Origin of the sequence: Pseudomonas sp. SCB32 (assembly GCF_009189165.1) — a bacterium.
Taxonomy (GTDB): Bacteria; Pseudomonadota; Gammaproteobacteria; order Pseudomonadales; family Pseudomonadaceae; genus Pseudomonas.
The window spans coordinates 273,819-289,695 of the sequence record NZ_CP045118.1; the positions used below are offsets into that span (position 1 = coordinate 273,819).

Genomic DNA, 15,877 nt, shown 5'->3' on the forward strand with positions numbered 1-15,877 from the left:
TGATTACCTCGCTCAGAAGTCGGTGGTGACCGAGACGCCGAAGGTGCGCGGGTCGCCGAACATCAGGCCGGCAGTCTGGTAGCCGCCCGGCAGGGTGTGGTTGCGGTATTCCTTGTCGGTCAGGTTGTTCACGTAGGCGGTGACGCGGGTGGTTTCGCCCGGCAGTTCGTAGGTCACCCGCGCGTTGCCCAGGGTGTAGCCGCCGCTGCGCATGTTGGCGCTCTGGTCGTTGCTGAAGAAGTACTGGCGGCTGCGGGTGTCCCAGTCGGTGCCGAGGATCACCGCGCCGCCGACGTTCAGCGGAATGCGGTAGTCGGCGCCGAGCACCGCCGAGACGTTGGGCGCGCGAACGAAACTGTTGCCGGAGTAGTCGTTGGGGCCGGAGGTGTAGTCAGTGAACTCGGTGTGCAGCAGGCCCAGGCCGAAATTGACGTGGAGGTTCTGCAACGGAATGGCTTCGAGCTCGAACTCTGCGCCGTAGGCCTCGCCCTGGGCGCCGTTGGCCAGGCGCGAGACGGTCTGGTTGTTCACCGCGGTGACGATGTTGAGCTGGATGTCCTCGTAGTCGTAATAGAACAGGCTGGCGTTGGCGTTCAGGCGGCCGTCCAGCCATTCCGACTTCAGGCCCAGCTCGTAGGAGGTGAGGTATTCCGGGTCCACCGTGGCGACGGTGGCCTGGCTGGTCACGCCGGTGTTGTAGCCGCCGGAGCGGAAGCCGCGGGCATAGCGGAAGTAGGCGCGGGCGTTGTTGGAGATGCGGTACTCCGGGGTCAGGTCCCAGCTGTAGTCGCTCCAGGTGTTGCTCTCGTCCTGGCTGGCGTTGGCGACCAGTTGCGAGAGGACGTTGTCCTGCTTCCACCAGTCGCCGTTGCCGAACACCGCGGGGCCGCGGTTCTGCAGGCGCAGCAGGTCGATGTCCTTGGTTTCGCGGGTCCAGCGCAGGCCGGCGGTGAGGCTGAAGTCGTCGGTGAAGTTGTAGGTGGTGCTGCCGAAGATGGCGTAGCTCTCGGTCTGCTGGTCGTAGCTGACGTTGTTGTAGTAGCGCGGGATGTACGGGTTGGTCAGCGCTGCGCTGGCGTTTTCCGCCTGCAGGTCCTCGTTGAAGTAGTGGAAGCCCAGCACCCAGTTCAGCCGGTCGGTGCGCGGCGAGGCCAGGCGAAACTCCTGGGAATACTGCTGGCTGTCGGCATAGCCGTAGCTGCGCTGCAGCTCCAGCGGGGTGTTGTCGCTGTCGGTCCAGCCGTCGCGGGTGAAGTGTTCGAAGGCGGTGATGGAGGTCAGCTCCAGGTCGCCCAGTTGCCAGACCAGGTTGAGGTTGCTGCCCAGTTGGTCGATCTCGGCCTGGTACTTGGCGTTGAAGTTGGCCTTGCCCAGTTTCGGGTCGATGGAATAGCCAAACTGGTTGGTGCCGTCCGGGCGGGTGCCGTAGCTGACGGTGTTGTAGCTGGCGGTGTCGTGGTAGTGGCGGGCGTGCAGGTTGAGGTTGGCGTCGAGGTTGTCGTTGACCCGCGCGGCGAACTGCAGGCGCACGGCGTCATCTTCCAGCGCGCCCTGGTCGTCGTTGTCGTTGATGTTCTCGGTGTAGCCGTCACGGCCCTGGTGATGGAAGGACAGGCGGCCGGCCAGCTTGTCGTCCACCAGCGCGTCGCTCACCGCGCCTTCGACGATGCGGTTGGCGTAGTTGCCCATGTCGACCTTGAAGTAGCCCTCGGGGCTGAAGGTCGGCTTGCGCGAGATGAAGTTGATCGCGCCGCCCGTGGTGTTCTTGCCCCACAGGGTGCCCTGCGGGCCGCGCAGCACTTCCACGCGCTCCTGGTCGAACAGCGGGAAGCCCGTGGCACTGATGTTGGCGATGTAGACGTCGTCGACATAGATGCCGATCGGGCTGACGGTGTTGGCGCCCTGATCGCCGGTGCCCAGGCCGCGAATCCACCAGCGCGGGCGGCCGTGGCCGTCGGTGGTGCCCGCCGAGGCGTTGGGCGTGTAGCGGGTCACTTCGTTGGCCGATTGCAGGGAGGCGTCGCGGATCTTCTCGCCGCTGAGCACGGTGATCGGCGCCGGCACGTCCTGCACCGACTCCTCGCGCTTCTGCGCGGTGACCACCACCTTGCCCAGGGTCGGCGCGGCGCTGCTGTCGTTGTTCTGCCGGGTATCGCTGTCGTCCGCCACGGCGCTCTGGCTGGCGAGTCCCCCCAGACTCAGGACGATGGCGAGGGAAAGGGTACTGCGTTTGAACATGGTGTCCCCAAGGGCGGCGAAAGGACGGCCGGCTCTGTGGTGCTCGGTCGTCGCCGCAAGGCATCAAGCTGTTATTGCGTTGCTCATGTGCTGGCTCACGCGTGATAAGGCCGGTTGGCTTGATGGGGACATCGCAACATCCGTACCGCTTTGTGGGCTGATTGCAATGCATTGATATTAAAGGTGTTTTTATTTCTGCTGGCGCGGTGTTGCTGCTGGGGAAGCAGCCCGTGCTGGCCGGTCGCTGCCTGGGCAACAGTGCGGCAGCAGGTCATCCCGCTTTTGTCGAAAGGCCTCGGGAACGCCATCTGCCGCTGCTAAGCTGAAGCCTTGCAAGACCTGGAGATGGTGATGAATACCCTCTTGCCGGAACGCCCCCTGCAACGCTTCGCGCGCAACCTGCGTGGCCGTGATTTCGTGGTCGGGGATGTGCATGGCCACTTCGAACTGCTTGAACGCCTGCTGAAGCGGGTGGCGTTCGATACCGTCGCTGACCGTCTGTTCGCCGCGGGTGACCTGGTGGACCGCGGACCCTATTCGGCGCGCGTGCTGGAGTGGCTGGAGCACCCCTGGTTCGCTTCGGTGCGCGGCAACCATGAGCAACTGGTGATCGACTCGGTGCTGGCCGGCGACGACCGCGACCTGCATTACCGCAATGGCGGCGTCTGGCTCTACGCGTTGCCGCAGGCGGAGCGCGAGCGCATCGCCCGGCGCCTGCAACGCCTGCCGCTGGCCATCGAGGTGGAAATCGCGACGGGCCGCCGCATTGGCATCATCCACGCCGAAGCGCCGATCTCGTCGGCCTTCCCGGACTGGGACAGCGGCATGGCGGCGTTGGCCGGAGAGCTGGGCAGCGCCGCCCGACGCAACGCGGCGGCAATGGCGATGTGGGCGCGCACCCGTGTCGAGGATGAGGACGATACGCAAGTGCCTGGCCTTGAGCGTCTGTATGTCGGCCATACGGCGCAGAGCCGGGTGCGCCGACTGGGTAACACGCACTACATCGACACCGGTAGCGGCTACGCCGACGGTGCCCTGAGCCTGGTGGACCTGCACAGCGGGGCGGTGGAAGCGGCGACCGCGCGCTGAGCAGCCGCCGGTGTTCGCTTACTCGCCGCGGATGTATTGCTCCAGCTGGCGGATCAGGTCGGCCTGCTCGGCGATGGACGCCTTTACCAGGTCGCCGATCGACAGCAGACCCAGCAGCTCGCCGTTCTCCACCACCGGCAGGTGGCGCAGGTGGCGTTCGGTCATGATGCTCATGCACTTGTCGATGTTCAGGTGGGTGTCCACGGTGATCACCGGCGCGGTCATCACGGTGCGGACCTGCGTGTCCTCCGAGCTGCGACCCTTGAGCGCCAGGCGCCGGGCGTAGTCGCGCTCGCTGAAGAAACCGACCACCTGGTTGGCCTCCACCACCGGCAAGCCGCCGAGGTTCTTGTCCGCCATCAGGCGCAATGCATCGATCACCAGCGCGTCCGGGCCAATGGTGTAAACCTGCTGGTCCGCCTTGGCGTTCAACAGCTGAGCCACATTCTTCATTCCTGCCCCCTTTCGTCGTCTCGTAGCGCGTTGCCCGAGGTTCAATAGAGAATCGTGGACAGATGCCGATCCGGCAAGGTCGGAAAGCGGCGCCGACTGCAATGAAAACGTCATGCACCGGCACGGCGATTTATACTGTCTCCCCACTCCTGCTTTGCTAATCGGCCATGACTGACGAAGACCGCGACCTTCCCGAGCCCGAACACGACCACCTGCTCGATCTCGACGACGACCTCGACAGCCTGCTGGACGCGGACGCGGCGTATTTCGACGACCATCCGGAAGATGATGAGCCGGAGGAATACCACTCGGGCCTGGACGACGAGGACGATTGGCTGGAAGACTGATTCCAGACGGTTTCTTTGCATCGTGAAGTGCTGGCAGAATGCCCCCGACTATAAGAGGGATCACCATGCGCTACCTCCCCATCGTCCTGAGCCTTGCCTTGCTGGGCGGCTGCTCCTCCTCGGTCCGCACTGACGAGCGCGGCGCCCCCATCTCCCTGTACCGTGATACACGGCATAACCTGGTGGTGAACTTCCAGCCCGATGCCCAGGTGGCGGCCAACCCGCGCTGGCGTCTGCTCATGAATGGCTGGCGCGAGGCGCTGCGTGAAGAGGCGAGCTCGGCTGACTATCAGTTCTCGGTACAGGACGGCGAACCGCGCGCCACGGAAACTCTGTCCACTCTGGTGGTGATCGAGGTCGGCGCCGGCCACAGCGCCAACAACCGTCCGCGCGCCGAAGAGGGCGAATGGGTCACCTCCACCGTGCGCTACCACGACGGATTGACCGGCCAGCTGCTCGCCTCGCGCCGCTACGACAGCCAGGCGCAAGCCAGCGGCGATCTGTTCGCCGCGATGGGCTCCTCGCAGCTCGATGCGGTGTCCGAGCAGATCGTCGAGGAAATCACCGGCGCCCTGCTGGTCGCCCGTCCTTCCCGACCGCTGCCGTTGCCCACGACGCCCGCCGCGCCGGTCTCGCCGCCACAGAGCGTGCCCGCTCCCGCCGCTCCCACGGCGATCGAAACCGTCGCCCACGCGACCCCGCCGCGGAGTCAGGAGCAGCAGCTCTTCGAATTACAGCAGCGCAACCTGCCTTACGAGCAGTATCGGGACGAGTACCGGCGGATCATGGGGCACTGACGGCTACCAGAACCAGCCGCCGGTCGACAGCTCCTGTTCGCAGCTCTTGTACTGGGTGCTGTACAGCGAGGCGCGCGCCTGGACCTTCTGCGACACCTTCTTCAGCCAGGGCTTGGCGTCGTAGCTACGCTGGCGATAGCCGCCCCAACCCTCGTGGTAGTTCAGGTACTGGCCATAGGCGTCCCATTTGGAGACACGGTTAACGCTGGCGGTCTTCTGCATGTACCAGCCCATGAAGTCCAGCGCGTCGGCGAAGTCATCGCGGTCGGCGCCCCAGTCCCCGGCATCCTTCTTGTAGTCCGCCCACGTCTCGTCCTTGGCCTGGGCGTAGCCATAGGCTGAACTGACCCGGCCCCAAGGGATGAAACCGAGGAAGTAGTAGCGAGGCGGCAGGGCGTCGTGCTTGAAGGACGACTCCTGGTACATCATCGCCATCGGCACCTGGATCGGCGCGCCCCAGCGCTTCTGCATCTTCAGCGCCGCTTCGTGCCATTCAGGCTTTTCGCGAAAGATCTCGCAGAGGTTTTCGGGATTCGCGGGAGGCTTGGTGGCGCAACCGGCAAGGGCCAGGAGCAGGGCTGGCATCGAGAGCCGAAGCATTGGCGGTTTATCCTTTTCGCGCGCGATGGCAGCAGGCTTATACAGCCTTTGGGGGCGGAGATGAATCGTATGGAGTCGAGGGACGCGCCGCGAAGCACAAGTCTGCACAGCCAGAAACAGGAAAGCCCGCACAGGGCGGGCTTTTCAGGTGGTTTCGCAGACTGCTTGAGACAGCTCGAAACAGGTAGATGGCCCAGGCGGGCCTCTAACCTGTTCTGTATGTAATTGATATATTTGATATTTTTACTTTTATGAAATTTCTGGTGTACATGCTGGTGTACACGGTGCGCGCTGCTGGCCTCGATATCGACCAGTTTCTGTCTAGATTTCGGGCATAGCCGACTTCCCTCGGAAACCCCCCACCCACCCATTTTTCCCGCCGTTGTAAACGGAGTTCCTAACGTCGTTCGAGGCTTATAGGGATCGGGAGTTTTTGACTCCCCCCCTATATGAAATTTCGGCGAGCGGATCGATGTGCCTCCCTAGGTCGTTCGGACAAGAGTAGCCGCCAAGGATTGGACACCCCCCTGTCTACTGATATCTACAACGCCTCAGAGCACCATGCATAGACTTCCATCGCTGTTGGCATCCCCCTCTAGCGGGGCGGGGGGAGGCGACTCCATATCTGTCAAAGCTTCTGTGTTCTTGGTGTTCTTGGTGTTCTGCAACGACCGAGAGTCAGTAGTAGCGCCGCTTTCAGCGGTGGAACACAATGGTGGTGAAGGTGGAACACAATGTGTACGGAGCACCAATGGTGTTCCCAGTTCGTGATTGCATTGCGCTTGACCTAAGAGTTGCTTCCCTCATGACCAATGAGTGTTGAGCGCACTTGAATATGATTGGCCGGTCCACGTCGAGGCCAGACAGCCACAGGCGAAAAGGCCAATTTCGTACGTGTAGGGCACGGACTTCATCTGCAGTTTTTGGAAGGGCGCAAGGAAATCACACTACATGGAGCGGAAATAGATGAGCGCAACCAATCCGGCAATGAAAATGCCCGAGCTGTTAGTATTCGCCAGGTCGCTCACTGCTGGTTTTGTCGCAGCGGAAATTTTCCGCACGGCGTTCTATCTGGGCGCGAACTTCGCTCCGACCTTGTCCGATACAGACCTCTGGTTAAGGTTTGGTGGGATACTGGTCACATTGCTCGTGTGTTTTGCCTACGCATTCAAGCGGGATGCGCATGTCGCAGCTGCACGAATGGCCCGCAGCCTGCGTCTAGACCTGCTATTCGCGATTGGCATCGGTATTTGGACAAACGAGCTGGCCTCGCCTTGGCTGGATAAAGTCCATACAGCACTGAGGGGCGCTGATCCAAATTGGGCGCCTGCAATCTTCCTGCTGCTCTTTGCCGTGCTGCTATCGCCGCTGATTCAACAGTATTGGCCTAGATCTCAAAAAGACGTACCGCAGCTGTACTTCATTGCTGATGAGGAAATCAGCGGCGAGGAAGAGGACCTGTTAGCGAGCGGAGCACAGGCCAAATCGTTCGCGGAGACTGTTCTTGCAAGCGGTGCACACCCGGGACTCGTCTTTGGGATAGATGGGCCGTGGGGGGTTGGCAAAACAAGCTTCATCAATCTCGCTGAACGCTACTGGGCATGCGCGGAAGACAAAGCCATCGTTTGTAGATTTGAGCCTCTTCGATATGCATCAGAACCTGATCTTGCGGATCGCTTGATTCGCGACTTGTCTGCCGCGATTCAACGGAAGGTCTTCGCTCCAGAGTTTCGGCCTGCAGCATCCCGGTACTCCCGGTTAATAAAGGGAAAAGCCGATGTGTCGTTCCTTGGCTTCAAGCTTTCCCTAGAGCCCTCGCAGGAAACTGTTGATGAACTGCTAGATGATATTGACGAGGTACTTAGGCGCATCGGTCGGCGCGTAATAATCGTCATTGACGACCTTGACCGCTTGGATGCGAAGACAACAAACAATGTGCTGTTCGCAACGAGGCAGACGTTCAAGCTTTCACAGGCCACCTATGTCCTTTGCTATGACACGGAGGTCCTTGTTGCAGGCCACGATGAAGGTTCAAGAGCGAGGGAATTCCTAGAAAAATTTGTGACGGTTAAATTGAACTTATTTGTTGACAGCTCCAGTATTCGGGACTTCCTGCGGCGGGACTGGCAGCGTGCGGAGAATCAGTTGGGTTCGATTCCTTCCGATACCATGTTGAAGCTTGGTGCTGTTCTCAATGAGCTGTCGGACATCCTCGACGGGAGCTTAGCTGCAAACTACCTACCCCTGGTGGGGGACCTGCGCAAAGTGAAACGCTTTGTCAATTCCATGCTACTTATGCAAATCGAGCGGAGCGATCTAGGTCGGACGGATTTTAGTAAGCGAGATCTTATCAATCTCATGCTTTTGAATTTGAACTACCCGGGCTTGTTTAGGCGAATCTACGCGGAAGAAACCGAGGGGCGTAGTGGGGTCTTCTCGATTCGACGGGAGTACGGAGAGCAAGAGTTCAAGAACTCGACCGAATTCACGGGGGTCATGCAGGCCCACAAGGGGGCAGCAGGATTCTTGCTGGGGCAACTCTTTGACGTCATGAGCCTTGAGCTCAACGAGCGACACGGCATCGACGAGGCTGATCTTAGATCGCGCGCGTGCTTCAACCATGATGGCTTCAGGAATCTGGAGGCGTATCTCAAGCTCATTGTGCGATTCGCGACGCCCGAACCCCAAAATACATTTGTGCTGTATCAGAAGGCTGTGGAGCGTGTACAGAAGGGGGTGCCTATTGTCTCAGTATTGACGTCGTCTGAGTTTCTCCTGGAGCAAGGGGAGCACTCGCATGATCAGTTCTGGAGGGTGCTGGTAAATCAGTCTTATGGTCTCACTCGTGCGGTCGCCGAAGACGCTATAAATACGCTTGTGAGCTATCTGCCGCGCTATTCGATGATTGCAAATGAAGATCGGGGACTGCGACAAAGGTCGATCTATTCGCTCTTGCGGCTTCTAGATCGTGCTGGGTGGGGAAGAACTGACGGGCGCCGCGTTACGAACTCTCCGGAGAATATTGTAGAGATCGCACGTAGGATATTTGGTGAGGGCGAATATAAGGGTAAGGGACTTATTCAGCGTCTTGCCAATAGCGAGCGTGGCGTACTCGGATGGAATGACCTGTTGATGTTCCGGCTCAACTGCTCCGCAGATCGTCAGGGACAACTGCATAATTTGCATTCAGCCCTCATCCTTCATGAGGACGCAAATGCTGCGACAACCGGGGTGGTCAGTAATCTTGCATTGATGGGCATGCGGAGAATTTCTCAAGAAATATTCGCACTTTTCCGAAAGGTCTACATTGAATCAGGGCGAAATTTTTATTCAGAAGTTGACGATGTTCCATTTGAAGCATTTCTTGGTGACGGCTCCTCTAATTTAGGTAACTACATTTTAGCTGGCCAACAGCTTGAGCAAGGCTCCGCGTCTCTTGGTGAACGCGTTTCTGTGGTGCGCTCGATTGTAAAGTCTTTCGTCATTTATCAACTGAGCAACTCGCTGCCGCCAAATGGGGCTGGGCCGGGCTGTGGGCATTACGACGAGAGTGGAGTGGGCGATAGTGGCGGTATAGCCAGATTGATGAACAAGTACGTATTTGGCGTTTGTTTTAACCCTGCTCTCCATCCTGATAACGCACTCCACTTCCTTGACTACTGTCTGTCGAAACTGAGTAGCTCCTTCTTTTCTGGTCTAGACGAGGAAGGTTACTTTGCCACCAAGGCTGAACTTCCTGGTGGTCTTGATCCGATGGAAATGGGGCGCTATTGGGGGGTACATCAGAAGCAAATCCGCCAACGAGTTCTGCTCGTCGAAGAAAGACAGGTAGTTACGTCCGGCTACATAGCTACATATGCCGGGGATTTGGAAGGTGTTTTCACCGTGCTTGATGAACTAGCTGCCGAGGCTGCAACGGCACAGGAGCGGCACGAGGACCTTCCTATTGCTCGACTTGAGGAGGACAGGGCCGGCAGGGGAGAGCAATAATTCATAGCTTAAACCGAGTGGCCCGGACTGGTTGTGCTCACTTGTTCCAGTGGCGCTTGATGGTTGGCAGACTTAGACCAAGCTCGGTCATTGCCTGACTCTGGCTCATCCCCATAGCCTTGCAAGCTTGCACAGCTTTAGTGGTATCCAGAGCCTCAGGCCGCCCGGCCTTCTTGGTGCTGCGCGCCAAACCTTCTCGGGTGCGTTCCTTAATCCGGTCGCGCTCGAAGGCGGCGACAGCAGCCAGCACAGTGAGTTGTAGTTTTCCGGCTGCACTTGTCAGGTCAACGCCGTCCAGGTCGAGGCTCCGCACATGGATGGATCGAGCGCTAAAGGCCTCGATGGTCGCCAGGACATCTTGAACATCGCGACCTAACCGGTCCAGCTTGAGTACTACGAGCATGTCTCCCGCCTCCATGCGATCAGCCATCTTGGAGAACTCAACGCGCTGCAGCGCTGGCACTCCCCCAGACACTTGCTCGGCAAACCAGCGGTGCGGCTGAATATCGAAGCCCTTCTGCTGAAGCGCGATCAACTGGTTGTCGGTGGACTGCTCCAGAGTTGAAACGCGGCCGTATGCAAATACGCGGTTCATGGCTTGCCCTGTTGGTGTCATATAAGGTGGGCTCATTTTTGTTTGGTATCAATAATGAGTCAACCCGCACTTGTTGATACCAAGGGATAAGGGGCTTCCTCTGGTATCAACAAGGGGTCGGTTTGTGATACCGGTGCGCGCTAACGCAACTGAATGGGCCAAAGCTCAATGCAGGCCACAGGGGTCAGGCTGCAGCAGCCAGGGCATCCGCCTCATCAGCAAACAGCTTGGCGGCATCCACCACATAGGCGCGGGCCTTAGGAATGCCAGGCAAGGCGAGAGTCTGCGAGGCTTTGCCGTCATTGCTTGGCTGCAGTATCTCCCGCTCAACTAACACCCGGTTTACGTTGCGCAGGTTCATGCCCTTGAACACCTCGTCACGCCAAGCGGTGGGCAGCAAGTAGTAGGTTGTAGTTGTGTATTGGGCATCTCCATAGCTGTGCTCGACCGTGCGCCGGAAGCCAAGACGGTCCGTGGTGCGTGGGGCATGTTCGTCAACCTTCGCCGCTACACTGTCCCATCGGGTGAAGCGGCCTTCGCCGTAGCGCTCAATGTTAATGCGCAGTCGCCGGATGATCTCATCACCCTCCAGATTGCCCGCACCCCCACGCTCGGCCAGCCATGAACTCAGACAAACCCGCGCAGCAGTGAGCGCCGTGCCATCAGGCCAGCCGGTGACACCTAGTGCTGTGGCCAACTCTCCCGCTGCAGCCGCCAATCCGAATCGAGCGGCGGCGCGTTGAGCCTGGCCGCTGGCGTTGGCTGGCAATGCCTCGGCGGTGAAGCGCTCCACCGTACTGCGCACCATGGCGGCATAGCCACGCAGCTTGCCCGGCTCGCAGAGGGCCGACAGGAAGGCCAGTGCCGGCGTACCGTAGAACTTGCCCACACGAGCCTTTAGGGTATCGGACAGCGCGGCTGCATCCTCAAAGCCATGCAGTACCTCGAACAGCCCAAGGCCCTTGCTGGCGTCGGCCGGCACAGCCAGCATCCGTACTTCCATGCCAGCTTTCAGCTCCTTGTGCGCTTCAGCCATGTGCTGGGCCAAGGTCTTTTCTCCGGTGGAGAGGAATAGCAATCGCCACTCCTGTACCTGGCGGCCAGCCATGCCTCGGTCATTGGCGCGGGCTTTGCCGGTGCCGTTGCCAAGCATGTACACCGTTTCGCCGATGATGCGCGGGTCGCACATACCGATCTCGTCCAGCACTAGCAGCCCGTCCGAATGAGCCGCCGCAATACTCTCCAATGCGTTGTCCGTAGAACGCCAGGAACGCACCAGGCGCGGCCCTCCCCAAACCGAGGCAGCGACCTGCAGGTGCGTGGTCTTGCCGCCCGAGCTGTCGCCGTAAAGGTGGAAGCCGCCCGACTCAGCACCCAGCAGATGCAGCAGGGGGCCGGCGAGGGCCGTGCAGACCACGAACGCCAGGCGGTGATTGCCCACGCACAGTGAACCGATTTGCTGTTGCCACTGATCCAGGGTGCCTGCCTGGCTAATAGGTGGGAGCTGGGCGCCGGCTTCGTAGAAGTGCAGGTGCTCCGCGCTTTGGCCTATCTGTCGATCCGGCAGAAGGTAGGCATCGCCGTGCCAGCCCAGGCGCATGACTAGGCGAGCACGCTCGCTGCTGTCATAGCCTTGCAGGTAGCTCTGCAAGTCGTTTCGCGAATTGCGGGCGGTGCGTAGCGGTGCCAGGCGTAGGCCCATATCAACCAACGGCCCCAGAACATCCTTGCCAAAGTCCCCAGCCATGCAGCGTTGGGGAATGTTCAGCCGCTTGCTGGCTCCGTCCGGATCATCGAACTCCACCAACAGCCCCCAACCATGGCCCTTGTCATCGCGGGTGCGGGCCAGGATCTCCAGGCGGGAACACACCGGCCGCGCTTCGCCATCCTCGCTGGCATAGAACACCCCTTCAGCCGTGACGCGGAAGCCGGCCGGTACCGGCTTGGGCTTTTCTTCTGGTGCCGGAGTGCTGTTGGAGCGTGGCTTGCGGAGTTTTTGGGGCTCGACTGAAGTTGTAGTCGGAGTAAGAGCGAATAACTCCCCGGTGCGTTCCAGCTCGGCCAGGTGCGCTGCAGTCCAGCCCTTGGCTAGGGCATCGGCGGCGTCGTCGCCCTCGGCCCACTCGCCGCCTGGGGTAAAGGACGGTCGCGCGCCGTCGAGGCCCGGCCGCTGGCCGAACACTGTCAGCGCCACCGGGCGGACTGAGGTGATCCCGAGCTGACGCAGATGCTCGGCCAGGGCATCCATGCATTTGAGGCCTGGTGCGTCATTGTCAGGCCACAACAGCACGTCGCGTCCCGCCAGCGGGGTGAAGTCGGCCTTCTGCCAAGAGTTGGTTCCGTTGGGCCAGCAGGTGGCAACGTAGCTGGGCAGTAGCTCGGCGGCGGCATCGGCGGCCTTCTCACCCTCGCACATCACCACGGGCGCCGTCGGCCGGTTTGAAAGTTCGTCCAGACGCAGCAGCGGGCGCGGTTCGGGCAGTCCCTGCCAGCGCCAACACGACGCGCCGCCGCCCGACGGTTGGCACCAGGTGAGCGGGGCGAACACTTTGCGCGGCGCGCCGCTGTCGTCCAGCCCTAGGTCGAAACGATACAGCACCATCACCGGCAAGCCATCGGCGCTCCGGTAGATCCACACCTTCGACGGCTTGCCGTTCTTCCCGTGCTGCTTGGGGATCTTGCGCATAGCCTCATCAGGGATCGGGATCACGGCCTTCCAGGCCGGCTTGCCGGCCGTACTGTTGGCCGGCGCGGTGGTGGTGCTAGCAGTACCGGCCGTGACGCCGAGGAAGTCCGCCAGCTTGTTGCAGGCGCCTACTTCGCTGCCGCCGTCCAGGTAGCGCACTAGATCGATCAGGTCGCCGCCCTTGTCGCCTGTGGCGAAGTCGCTCCAGGTGCCCTTGGCCAGGTTCACCTTGAGCGAGCCGGCGTGTTTGTCGGCCCGCGTGGGGTTGGGGGCAGTGTATTCCTTGCCGCTGTCTACACGTTGGCCACCGGGGAGCCAATGAGCCAGAACACGCTCGATGGCCTGCAGGGAGGCGCGCTTAACTTGCGCGAATGTCGGATGCTTTGCAGTCATCGACTACCTCCCTTTCCCATCAGGCCGCGCACGGATGCGTCAATCAGGGCCTTTGCCATCTCATTCAGGTATTGGACGGCGAACACCTCCTTTCCTGGCGCCTCGCTCTCACTAACGGTGATGGTCAGCTCGTGCATACAACCCAAAATGTTGGAGGCCTGCTCCAGCGCATCGACGACATCCACGCCAGGGTTCACCGAAAAGAGGCCGTATCCAAAGGGCTCGGCAAATGTCTTAGCAACTGGGGGGCGGCTCATTTGGCACCTCCTTCCAGCTCGGCGAAGTGTTTCGCTTCGGAGTGGAGAATCTCCGCCCAGTCATCGATATAGGTTTGCGCGATACAAGCCAGGGCTTCCCTGTCCATCTCACTGGCATGCTGGATCGCTCGGATCATGGCGCCGAGCCGTACGAGTACATCACTTGCGGCTTCGAGCTGGATTGACGCGCGTTCGAACTCCCTTGCTTGCGGCTGAAAGCTCATTGCGCACCCCCTACCGCCTCCAGGGCGCGAGCCTTGGCCATGTGGTTGTTGTAGCGAGCGAGACGGGTGGAGAGGCTGGAATTCGCGCAGAGGGCGGCCAAGGCCATAGCCTTGTGCGCAGCGGCGCGTGCGGACGGATTGAGGGCGTGCGAGTGCTTCATGGGGGGTAGCTCCAATTTCGTCGTAGGAGCTGCCACGAACCGTCGCCAAACGGTGGGAGGTGGCAGCTGTGCGCAGGTTGGCGAACCGGGGAAATTGGAACCCGGCAGACCCGAAGGTCTCCCACGCACAGCCGCCACCATAGAGCGACATAGCAGGCACAAAAAAAGCGCCAGCAATGGTCTTGGGGCGCTTGTGCGCCAATTTCATTCTCGGGTCGCCAAACCCGGCCACGGGATTTACCGTGACGGCCGCAGCGTAGCGCGCCGGTCTGCGCGGTGCAAGCAGTCCGGCTTGCGGGTTGTTGGGGTAGGGCATAGACTGGCCTCTCGGTTCGTTGGTCGCGGGCTGAAAGAGTTCAAACGCCTCCGGTTGCAGCCGGGGGCGTTTTCGTTAGTGGCGTGCTGAAGGATCGAAGCGCAGCACCAACTTCGGCAGGTAGCCGTCGCGGATCATCATTCGGGCATTGGTGTACAGCTCGGCGATCTGCTCATTGGCGAGCGCCGGGGACAGCGGGGCACAGTGCAGCGCGAGCACACACCAGGTCGCGTCCGGCCAGCGGATCACGAATACGTCAGCTCCCCGATCTTCCTGCTGTTGTCGATAGCGTTCCAACCGGCGCATGTTGGTGCCCGATAGCCCAACCATTCGTAGTGCCTCGAACGGCAGCGGCTCCCCCTTGCCTGCAGCGGAAGAGGGCATTGGTCGAGCGCTCATCAGGCGGCCCCCTTCATCAGGGTCAGCAGGGGCGGGTCGCCCAAGTCTCCGCGCAACCAAGCATTGATTCGTGCATCCGAGGCCAGCAACTGGCGGCGCCGGTCATTCAGCTCTGCCTGTCGGCGCTCGACTGCGGCCTGTACTTCGCTGGCCAGGTCGTGCACTTCAGCAGGAGGCGACTCGGCCCCGGGTAGTGCAACGCCGCACGCCCCCGGCGAGCGCTGCAGTCGGGTGGCGGCCGCATGACTGGCGCTTGCGGCCTGGCGCTCGGCTTCAAGCTCGGTTTCAACATGCTCCGCCCAGGTGGCGGCATCGTTCACGTACCCATGCGGCTGCGGCAGGTGGTACACCACCCACGGCTTGATGCGGCCCGACGCCTCCAATGCTTTGATTTCGGCCGGCTTCATGGCGAACTGGCCATCACCGATGACCTTGCCGAATTCGGTGCGCACTACATGCCGCAACAGATCCACTACGTCATAGGGATGCACTTCCAACGGCAGTGCCAAGCCATCGGCGTTGATGAACACGGCCGTCCGTTCGAGCGGATTCCAGCACACAGCGGCAATGGTCAGTGCTCGGCGGTTGATTTCATACGGGCTGGCCATGCGAAAGCCCATATTTGTGGGGTCGAAGTAAGGGCCCTTGAAGGGCATGCGGGAGTACTTCATGCGGCCACCTCCCGGCGGGCTGCAATCCGCCCACGTACCCAGGCCTGCACCTCTGCCAATACCCAGGCCACAGGAGCGCCGCGCGCGGTGCTGTCGCTCAGCGGCACTGGCCTGGGAAAGGTCGGGTCATCCTTCAGACGCTTGTACACCGTGGTACGGTGCAGGCCAGTGATAGTGAGCAGTTCCGGCATGCGCACCAACGTGGCGGCTGGGTCGAAGAGTTGGGTGGGAGTGGCGACCGGGCTGGCGCTGGGGCGCAGCGGCTGGACCTTGCTGGCGCCAACCGAGAGCGGGCCAGCAGGTAAAGGGCTGGCGACTTGTTGGGGGCGTTTCGTCTTGGCCATTACGCCACCCCCTTCATGCCAGGGGCGGTGCTGGTGCGAGCCTGGCTTTCCAACCATGCTGTTACGTCGCTACGGCGGTAGCGTACCCGGCCTCCAATTTTCAGATAGGGCAGCGGGTTGCGTCCGGAGCTGCGCCAAGCGGCCAAGGTGCGATGAGAGAGCCCAAGGGCTGTAGCCACTTGCTCCGGGGTCAGCAGATCAGCAGGAACAAGCCCTGCCAACGCTTCATAGACATGGTTCTGCATGGTCTTTCCTCGTCGGTTATTGACGCGGAAAGAGTCGGGGAGAAGGCCGCTCCTCACCATGTAATTAAAATA

General features: G+C 60.9%; 16 protein-coding genes. 4 read left to right on the forward strand and 12 right to left on the reverse strand.

The window, feature by feature from the left end; translation table 11 throughout:
• Window positions 1-12: 12 nt before the first annotated feature.
• The gene (locus tag GA645_RS01320) at window positions 13-2,238 is read right to left on the reverse strand and encodes a TonB-dependent receptor (RefSeq protein ID WP_152219224.1); all 2,226 of its coding nucleotides are present in this window, start codon (window positions 2,236-2,238) and stop codon (window positions 13-15) included.
• A gap of 351 nt (window positions 2,239-2,589) precedes the next feature.
• Here GA645_RS01320 and GA645_RS01325 point away from each other — a divergent pair, with 351 nt between their 5' ends.
• On the forward strand, window positions 2,590-3,327 hold the full coding sequence (locus GA645_RS01325; protein WP_152219226.1) for a metallophosphoesterase: 738 nt from the start codon (window positions 2,590-2,592) through the stop codon (window positions 3,325-3,327).
• Window positions 3,328-3,345: 18 nt separating this feature from the next.
• Here GA645_RS01325 and GA645_RS01330 read toward each other — a convergent pair whose 3' ends face one another.
• Window positions 3,346-3,780, reverse strand: a complete 435-nt coding sequence (locus tag GA645_RS01330; protein ID WP_152219228.1) for a CBS domain-containing protein — start codon at window positions 3,778-3,780, stop codon at window positions 3,346-3,348.
• A gap of 167 nt (window positions 3,781-3,947) precedes the next feature.
• Here GA645_RS01330 and GA645_RS01335 point away from each other — a divergent pair, with 167 nt between their 5' ends.
• Together GA645_RS01335 and GA645_RS01340 are read left to right on the forward strand one after the other, a co-directional pair.
• Window positions 3,948-4,127, forward strand: coding sequence for a hypothetical protein (locus GA645_RS01335; RefSeq protein WP_152219230.1), 180 nt, complete (start codon window positions 3,948-3,950; stop codon window positions 4,125-4,127).
• 65 nt (window positions 4,128-4,192) lie between these two features.
• Complete coding sequence (locus tag GA645_RS01340; RefSeq protein ID WP_152219232.1) at window positions 4,193-4,924, forward strand: hypothetical protein; 732 nt, start codon at window positions 4,193-4,195, stop codon at window positions 4,922-4,924.
• 3 nt (window positions 4,925-4,927) lie between these two features.
• On the opposite strand, the gene GA645_RS01345 is transcribed toward GA645_RS01340, so the two are convergent.
• The gene (locus tag GA645_RS01345) at window positions 4,928-5,524 is read right to left on the reverse strand and encodes a hypothetical protein (protein WP_306092910.1); all 597 of its coding nucleotides are present in this window, start codon (window positions 5,522-5,524) and stop codon (window positions 4,928-4,930) included.
• A gap of 966 nt (window positions 5,525-6,490) precedes the next feature.
• Here GA645_RS01345 and GA645_RS01350 point away from each other — a divergent pair.
• Complete coding sequence (locus GA645_RS01350; RefSeq protein ID WP_152219234.1) at window positions 6,491-9,514, forward strand: KAP family NTPase; 3,024 nt, start codon at window positions 6,491-6,493, stop codon at window positions 9,512-9,514.
• Between the two features lie 37 nt (window positions 9,515-9,551).
• Here the strand turns inward: GA645_RS01350 and GA645_RS01355 are convergent, their stop codons facing one another.
• The 9 genes from GA645_RS01355 to GA645_RS01390 form a co-directional block, all read right to left on the reverse strand.
• Window positions 9,552-10,109 (reverse strand): recombinase family protein, encoded by a 558-nt coding sequence (locus tag GA645_RS01355; protein WP_152219236.1) that lies wholly within the window; start codon window positions 10,107-10,109, stop codon window positions 9,552-9,554.
• 184 nt (window positions 10,110-10,293) lie between these two features.
• A complete protein-coding gene (locus tag GA645_RS01360) occupies window positions 10,294-13,188 on the reverse strand; it encodes a DUF927 domain-containing protein (RefSeq protein ID WP_152219238.1) in 2,895 nt (964 codons plus the stop codon).
• A complete protein-coding gene (locus tag GA645_RS01365) occupies window positions 13,185-13,445 on the reverse strand; it encodes a DUF3077 domain-containing protein (protein ID WP_152219240.1) in 261 nt (86 codons plus the stop codon). The genes GA645_RS01360 and GA645_RS01365 overlap by 4 nt, the downstream gene beginning before the upstream one ends.
• Window positions 13,442-13,669 (reverse strand): hypothetical protein, encoded by a 228-nt coding sequence (locus GA645_RS01370; protein ID WP_152219242.1) that lies wholly within the window; start codon window positions 13,667-13,669, stop codon window positions 13,442-13,444. The genes GA645_RS01365 and GA645_RS01370 overlap by 4 nt, the downstream gene beginning before the upstream one ends.
• On the reverse strand, window positions 13,666-13,830 hold the full coding sequence (locus GA645_RS28725) for a hypothetical protein (protein ID WP_178119470.1): 165 nt from the start codon (window positions 13,828-13,830) through the stop codon (window positions 13,666-13,668). Before GA645_RS28725 ends, GA645_RS01370 begins: the two co-directional genes overlap by 4 nt.
• A gap of 391 nt (window positions 13,831-14,221) precedes the next feature.
• Complete coding sequence (locus GA645_RS01375; protein ID WP_152219245.1) at window positions 14,222-14,545, reverse strand: hypothetical protein; 324 nt, start codon at window positions 14,543-14,545, stop codon at window positions 14,222-14,224.
• Window positions 14,545-15,216 carry a hypothetical protein gene (locus GA645_RS01380; RefSeq protein WP_152219247.1) on the reverse strand — a complete coding sequence of 224 codons (672 nt, stop codon included), beginning with the start codon at window positions 15,214-15,216 and terminating at the stop codon, window positions 14,545-14,547. Before GA645_RS01380 ends, GA645_RS01375 begins: the two co-directional genes overlap by 1 nt.
• Window positions 15,213-15,560, reverse strand: a complete 348-nt coding sequence (locus GA645_RS29220; protein WP_372239775.1) for a helix-turn-helix transcriptional regulator — start codon at window positions 15,558-15,560, stop codon at window positions 15,213-15,215. Before GA645_RS29220 ends, GA645_RS01380 begins: the two co-directional genes overlap by 4 nt.
• Window positions 15,560-15,805 (reverse strand): helix-turn-helix domain-containing protein, encoded by a 246-nt coding sequence (locus GA645_RS01390; protein WP_152219249.1) that lies wholly within the window; start codon window positions 15,803-15,805, stop codon window positions 15,560-15,562. The genes GA645_RS29220 and GA645_RS01390 overlap by 1 nt, the downstream gene beginning before the upstream one ends.
• Between the last annotated feature and the right edge of the window lie 72 nt (window positions 15,806-15,877).